The 6318-nt window shown below is 75.0% G+C and carries 4 protein-coding genes, 1 pseudogene and 1 riboswitch; of the genes and pseudogenes, 3 read left to right on the forward strand and 2 right to left on the reverse strand.

Annotation, left to right across the window (positions count from 1 at the left end):
* Nucleotides 1–3126 (forward strand): ATP-binding cassette domain-containing protein (locus tag AC2W7J_RS14425; protein WP_485983226.1); only part of this gene is annotated, 3126 nt, incomplete at its 5' end.
* Between the two features lie 94 nt (nucleotides 3127–3220).
* Here AC2W7J_RS14425 and AC2W7J_RS14430 read toward each other — a convergent pair.
* Nucleotides 3221–4197, reverse strand: a pseudogene (locus tag AC2W7J_RS14430) (NAD(P)H-quinone oxidoreductase).
* Nucleotides 4197–4484 carry a DUF4235 domain-containing protein gene (locus tag AC2W7J_RS14435; RefSeq protein ID WP_255186383.1) on the reverse strand — a complete coding sequence of 96 codons (288 nt, stop codon included), beginning with the start codon at nucleotides 4482–4484 and terminating at the stop codon, nucleotides 4197–4199. Before AC2W7J_RS14435 ends, AC2W7J_RS14430 begins: the two are co-directional and overlap by 1 nt.
* 132 nt (nucleotides 4485–4616) lie before the next feature.
* Nucleotides 4617–4719, forward strand: a riboswitch (TPP riboswitch).
* A 76-nt stretch (nucleotides 4720–4795) separates the two neighbouring features.
* Here AC2W7J_RS14435 and AC2W7J_RS14440 point away from each other — a divergent pair.
* Nucleotides 4796–5440, forward strand: a complete 645-nt coding sequence (locus tag AC2W7J_RS14440) for an ECF transporter S component (protein WP_255184625.1) — start codon at nucleotides 4796–4798, stop codon at nucleotides 5438–5440.
* On the forward strand, nucleotides 5385–6318 hold a 934-nt coding region (locus AC2W7J_RS14445), incomplete at its 3' end, for an ATP-binding cassette domain-containing protein (protein ID WP_485983228.1). The genes AC2W7J_RS14440 and AC2W7J_RS14445, both read left to right, overlap by 56 nt.

Here is a 6318-nt window from a genome sequence, read left to right on the forward strand (position 1 = left end):
CGCCGGGCACGGCATCGGCCGCCGCCCGGCGGCCCGACGGGTCCTCGTCGTCACGACCGTGGCCACCGCGGTCGCCGTCTTCGGGCCAATGCGGTCGTCGTCGCCGATCGCAACCGGCTCGCCCGCGCCGAGCTGGAGACCGGCTCCCCTGCCGTGCTGTCGGTGGACTCGCCCACCGCGCCGGCGCTCCTCGACGCCGCGACCACCCTCGACGAGCACGACATCGATGCCGCGCCCGTGGCCCTCATCCGGCCCAAGGCCGACACCGCCGGCGCGACGATGGCGGTCGACCCCGAGGCGCTCGTGCGCGTTGCCCACCCCGAGGCCGTGAGCGGTCTCGACGTCGACGCCCTGGCCCTGCCCGAGCAGGAGCCCGTCCGGCTGCCGGCCGGCGACGTGACCGCGCGGGTGACCTGGGACCTGCGCGGGCGCGGCGACGCCGAACCCCCGACGCTCCTGCTCGACATGACGACCCGCGAGGGGGATGCCCGCTCGGCGGAGATCGCGACCCTCGGGCCCAAGGGCACGGGGAAGGTCACGGTCGACTCCCCGCTCTTCTGCTCGGCGGGCTGCCGCCTCGCCGGCATCCGGGTCGGGACCTCGGGCGTCACCGGCAGCAGTGTGCGCGGCACGGTCACCGTCACCGACCTGTCCGTCGCCGGCCGCCCGCTGCCCGTGGGCAGCCAGAGCACGTGGGAGGACGAGAAGGCCGGTGACGGCACCGGCCTGACCCTCACGGCGAAGGGGAAGTCCCTCACCCTCGGGGTCGCAGCCGCCGACGGCGCCGACGTCGCCGCCCACGTCACCGACGTGCCGCGACCGGTGCCCGCCATCGTCTCGGGAGAGGTCGCGGAGAAGGGCGACACGGTGCAGGTGCTCGACGTCGCCGGCGGCCAGACCGACGTCGTCGCCGCCCAGCACGTCGCTGCGCTGCCGGCCGCGACCGACGCCGGGGTGCTCGTCTCCCTTCGGGCCCTGGCGCGGGTGACCGGAGAGCTCGACACCACCCGCACCGACCGCGAGCTGTGGCTCGCCGACGCGTCGCCGGGCACCCTCGAGCGGGCGCAGGAGGTGCTCGCCGACGAGGGCGTCGCCGTGCGCTCGGTGCGCACGACCGAGCAGGCCGACCGGGTCTTCGACCAGTCGGCGTCCGGGTGGGGGCTGCAGCTCGCGCTCATCGGTGGGGCGCTCGCCGTCGTCCTCGCGGCCCTCGTCCTGCTCATCCTCGCCGTCACCGGCTGGCGGGCTGCCGTGCGCGACCTCGCCGCCCTGCGGGTCAGCGGTGTGGCGGCGAAGGACATCGGTCGCGCCCTGCGCACCGAGCACCTGACGAGCGTCGCCGTCGGTGTCCTCCTCGGCGCCCTGTGCGCGCTCGCCGGATCGTGGATCGCGCTGCCGGCGCTGCCGCTCTTCACCTCGCGTGCAGCGGTGCCCGCGCTCGACCACTCGCCCGCCTGGGTCGCGGTGCTGGCCGCGACGGTCGGGGTCGCCGGTCGTCCTGCTCGTCGTCGCCCTGCTGCTCGCGGCCGGCGTGCGCCGTCGGGTCACCCTCTCGGCCGCGAGGGGGGAGCCGACGTGACCGGTCTGCCGCTGCGCACCCACGGGCTCGTGCACATCTACCGCGCCGAGGGGCACGACGTCGCCGCCCTCTCGGGCGTCGACCTCACCGTCGCGGCGGGCGAGCGCATCGCGCTGCTCGGGCCGAGCGGTGCGGGCAAGTCGACGCTCCTCGCACTCTTCGGCGGCCTGCTGCGCCCGAGCGCCGGCCGCATCCACGTCGGCGACCACGAGCTGTCGGTGATGTCCGAGGCGCAGGTCGACGCCTTCCGCGCGCAGGAGGTCGGCATCGTCCTGCAGGGCGCCGCGCGCAACCACCTGCCGTGGCTGTCGGTGCGGGGCAACATCGACTTCGCCCAGCGCTCGGCCCGCCGCTCAGGGCGCACCGTGCCCGAGGTCGACGACCTGCTCGAGTTGCTCGGGCTCACCGACGTCGCCGACGCCCCGCTCGACGGGCTCACCCCGGGCGCTCCAGCTCGCCGCACTCGCGGTCGCGCTCGCCTCCGGGCCGGGGCTGCTCCTCGGCGACGAGCCGACGAGCCAGCTCGACCACGACTCCCGCGACGTCGTCCTCGAGGCCATGGCCGAGGTCGGGCGCACCCTCGGCACGACGATCGTCGTCGTCACCCACGACCCCGACGTGGCCGCAGCATTTCCCCGGACCGTGACGATCCGCGACGGGCGGGTCGGTGGCGAGGGGCGCAGCGGCGAGGAGTACTCCGTCGTCGCCGCCGACGGGTCGCTGCCGCTGCCCCCGCCGGCGCTCGACGCCTTCCCGCCCGGCACCCTCGTGCGCGTCCACCGGGCGGACGACGGCACCTGGCAGCTGATCACCGACGAGGAGGGCGCATGAGCCCGGGCAGCCCCGCCACGACCAACGCCCCGGACCGGACCGGAGGGGTCCTCGTCCTCGACGACGTGAGCGTCCGCTACGGAGAGGTCGTCGCGGTCGACGGCGCGAGTGCCACCGCCCGCCCGGGAGAGGTCACCGCCGTCACCGGTCACTCCGGGGCGGGCAAGACCTCGCTGCTGTGGGCGGTCGGCGGGCTGCTCGCGCCGGGGCAGGCGAGCGGCTCGATCACACTGGGGGACACCGCGATCGGCGAGGAGGCGACCTCGCGCGCCGCCGGTGCCGTGCTCATCCCGCAGGGCAGCGCCCTCGCCGAGGTCCTCACCGCCCGCGACAACGTCGCGGTGCCACTCGTCGCAGCCGGTGTGCCCGGCGGGGACGCGCTCGCCCAGGCCGACCACGCGCTCGCCTCCGTCGGCTCGACGAGCACGGCGACCACCTCGCCGAAGAGCTCTCCGGCGGTCAGCGGCAGCGCGTGGCCGTGGCTCGGGGACTGGCGCTGGCCTCCCTTCGCCTGGGGGCGGGGGCGGCGGTGCTGCTCGCCGACGAACCCACCTCCGAGCTCGACCACGACACCCCGCGAGCGGGTCGTGGTGCTGCTCGAGGACCTCGCCCGCCGCGGCGCGACGGTGCTCCTGGCGACGCACGACCCCGAGGTCGCCGAGATCGCCCCCGCCCGCTGGCACCTCGACGACGGCCGCCTCACCCCGACCCCCTGACTCTGCAGGACCCTAGGGTTTTGCAGGGTTGGGGCCGGGCAACTCTGCAGGACCCTAGGGTTTTGCAGGGTTGGGGCCGGGCGAAGGGGGTGGCTCAGGCGGTGAGCAGGATCTTGCCGATGTGACCGCTCGCCTCGAGCTCGCGGTGGGCATCGGCGGCTCGGTCGAGCGGGTGGGTGCCCTGGACGATCGGGCGGACCGCGCCGTCCTCGACGAGCGGCCACACGTGCTCGCGCACGGCCGCGACGATGGCTGCCTTCTCCGCAGCGGGGCGGGCCCGCAGCGAGGTCGCGATGACCGCGGCGCGCTTGCTCAGCAGCTTGCCGAGGTCGAGCTCGCCCTTGCGGCCGCCCATGAGGCCGATGACGACGAGCCGGCCCGACGTCGCCAGCAGGTCGACATTGCGGGGCAGGTACTTGGCGCCCATGAGGTCGAGGACGACGTCGGCCCCGTGGCCGTCGGTCGCCGCCCGCACCTCCTCGACGAAGTCCTGCTCGCGGTAGTTGACGAGGATCTGCGCGCCGAGGTCGCGGCAGACGTCGAGCTTGTCCTGCGACCCGGCGGTCACGGCGACCCGCGCACCCGCTGCTGTCGCGAGCTGGATCGCCATCGTGCCGATGCCCGACGACCCGCCGTGGACGAGGAAGACCTCGTCGGGCTGGAGGTTGGCCGTCATGAAGACGTTGGACCAGACCGTGCACGCGACCTCGGGCAACCCCGCGGCATCGGTGAGGGAGACCCCCTTCGGCACGGGCAGCAGCTGTGCCGCAGGCACCCGGACCTGCTCCGCATAGCCGCCACCGTCGACGAGGGCGCAGACCTCGTCGCCCACGGACCAGCCCTCGACACCGGGACCGACCTCGCGGATCGTGCCCGAGACCTCGAGGCCCGGCAGTGGCGAGCGCCCGCGGGCGGCGGGTAGTGCCCGAGCCGCTGCATGACGTCGGCGCGGTTGACCCCGGCGGCCACCATGTCGACGACGACGTCGCCCGGGCCGGCCGTGGGGGCCTCGACCTCGGTGACCTGCAGGGCGTCGGCGTCACCGGGCTCGGTGATGGAGACGCCGCGCATCAGGAGACCTTGTCCAGCTCTCCCTGGACGGACTGCATGGCCTCGGGCAGGTGACCCGCGGACTTCTTGTAGAAGCTCGCCGCCTGGCGCGTGGCCATGGTGCGGGCCAGGCCCATCGCCAGACCGGCGAGGGCGGCGAAGGCGATGGCCTCGCCGATGGGGTTCTCGGGGTTGTTGGGGTCGATCGTCTCGCCCTTGCCGAGGCGCGACCACGCGATGGAGATGACCTTGTTGGCGACGATGCCGGCGATGATCGCCGAGCCGGTGCCCAGCACCTTCCAGACCATGTTGCCCACGAGACGTCCTTTCGTACACACACGCTGCGGAGGTGGCGACGGTCGCCGCCACCCGGTACGTCTCCAACCCTGCCACAGGACGGGCACGGCGGACCGCCCGTCCACCCGCGCGGCTATGCTGGCCGGGCACGACAGGGGAGCGCAGCAGCGCTGAGAGTGCGGGTGACCGCAGACCCTCGTACCTGATCCGGCTAGCACCGGCGTAGGGAGTCGAGTCTCAGGGAACGTCGTCGACGCACGGCCCGTGGCCGGGTGACGGCGCCGATCCCTCCCTGTGGAACCCACACAGGAGAAGCATCAGCATGACCACCACCAAGACGCCGGCCGCGTCCCGCGCCGGCACCGTCCTCGCGACCCGCCCCCTCATGGGCTGGCGCACCGTCGACCTGCTGACCGTCGCCTTCCTCGGCGTGGCCTTCGGCGTCGCCTACTGGGGCTACAACCTCGTCTACGCCGGGCCGCTCTCGGTCGTCGGCTCCGCCTTCCAGCCCGCGATGGGCCTCGTCGTCGGCTTCTGGTTCATCGCCGGCGTCGTCGGTGGGCTCGTCGTGCGCCGCCCCGGCGCGGCCGTCGCGTGCGAGCTCATCGCCGCGGTCGTCTCGGCGCTCTTCGGCAACCAGTGGGGCGCGACGACGATCCTCTCCGGCCTCGCGCAGGGCATCGGCGCCGAGCTCGCCTTCGCGATCTTCGCCTACAAGGCCTTCGGCCCGGCCGTCGCGCTGCTCGCCGGCGCCCTGTCCGCCCCGCTGGAGTGGGTCTACGAGATCGTCTGGTACTTCGCCGACTGGACCTGGACGTGGAAGCTCGCCTACCTGCCGCTCATGGTCGTCTCCGGCATCGTCATCGCCGGCCTTGGCGGCTGGGCCCTCACCCGGGCGCTCGCCGCGGCGGGTGCGCTCAACCCCTTCCCCCCGGGGCAGGAGCAGCTCGAGCGCAGGGCCGTCTGATCCCAGCGGTGTCGGAGGTCGAAGGGGGTGCCCGTGGCGCCGTCGAGGTCCGCGGGCTGACCTGGCGTCCCGCAGGTCGGCGGGAGCCGGTCCTCACGGACGTCGACCTGAGCCTGCGGCCCGGCGAGCGGGTGCTGCTCGTGGGACCGAGCGGGTCGGCAAGTCGACCCTGCTCCGGGCCCTCGCGGGCCTGCTGCTCACCGTCGACTCCGGCGACCTCGCCGGTGAGGTCACCGTCGACGGGGCGGCCCCCGGTGAACGGGCGGGGGCGGTCGGGCTCCTGCTCCAGGAGCCCGGGTCGGGCACCGTGGCGGCGACGGTCGGTCGCGACGTGGCCTTCGGGCTGGAAAACATCGGCCGGCCCCCCGCCGAGACGCCGGCCGTCGTCGCGTCCTGCCTCGACGCCGTCGGCCTGGGACACCTGCCCCTCGACACCCCGACCCACGCCCTGTCGGGCGGCCAGACCCAGCGACTCGCGCTCGCCGGGGCCCTCGCCCTGCGACCGGGGCTGCTCCTGCTCGACGAGCCGACCGCGATGCTCGACGCCGACAGCGCCGCGCAGGTGCGCGATGCCGTCGTCACCGCGGCGGCCGGGCTGACGACGTCGTCGTCGAGCACCGCCTCGAGCCCTGGCTCGAGCACGTCGACCGGGTGCTCGTGCTCGGCCGCGACGGGCGCATCCGCCACGACGGTGACCCGCGGAGGGTCCTCGCCGAGCACGGCGAGAGCCTGGCGGCCGACGGCATCTGGGTGCCGGGTGTGCCGGCTCCTGAGCCGCTCGACGTCGACCTCGGTCCCCTGGCCCGCCCCGTTGCGCCCGCGCCGCGGCGCACTCGCGCCCCGACGCTCCCGCCGCGCCGGCGCACTCGCGCCCCGGC

The sequence above is a fragment of the Janibacter sp. CFPM2_SD2 genome (assembly GCF_057364645.1).

Bases quoted from the DNA above. Each gene is read 5' to 3' on its own strand.
- AC2W7J_RS14440 (WP_255184625.1), top strand. From the start codon at position 4,796: ATGACCACCACCAAGACGCCGGCCGCGTCCCGCGCCGGCACCGTCCTC.
- AC2W7J_RS14435 (WP_255186383.1), bottom strand. From the start codon at position 4,484: ATGGTCTGGAAGGTGCTGGGCACCGGCTCGGCGATCATCGCCGGCATC.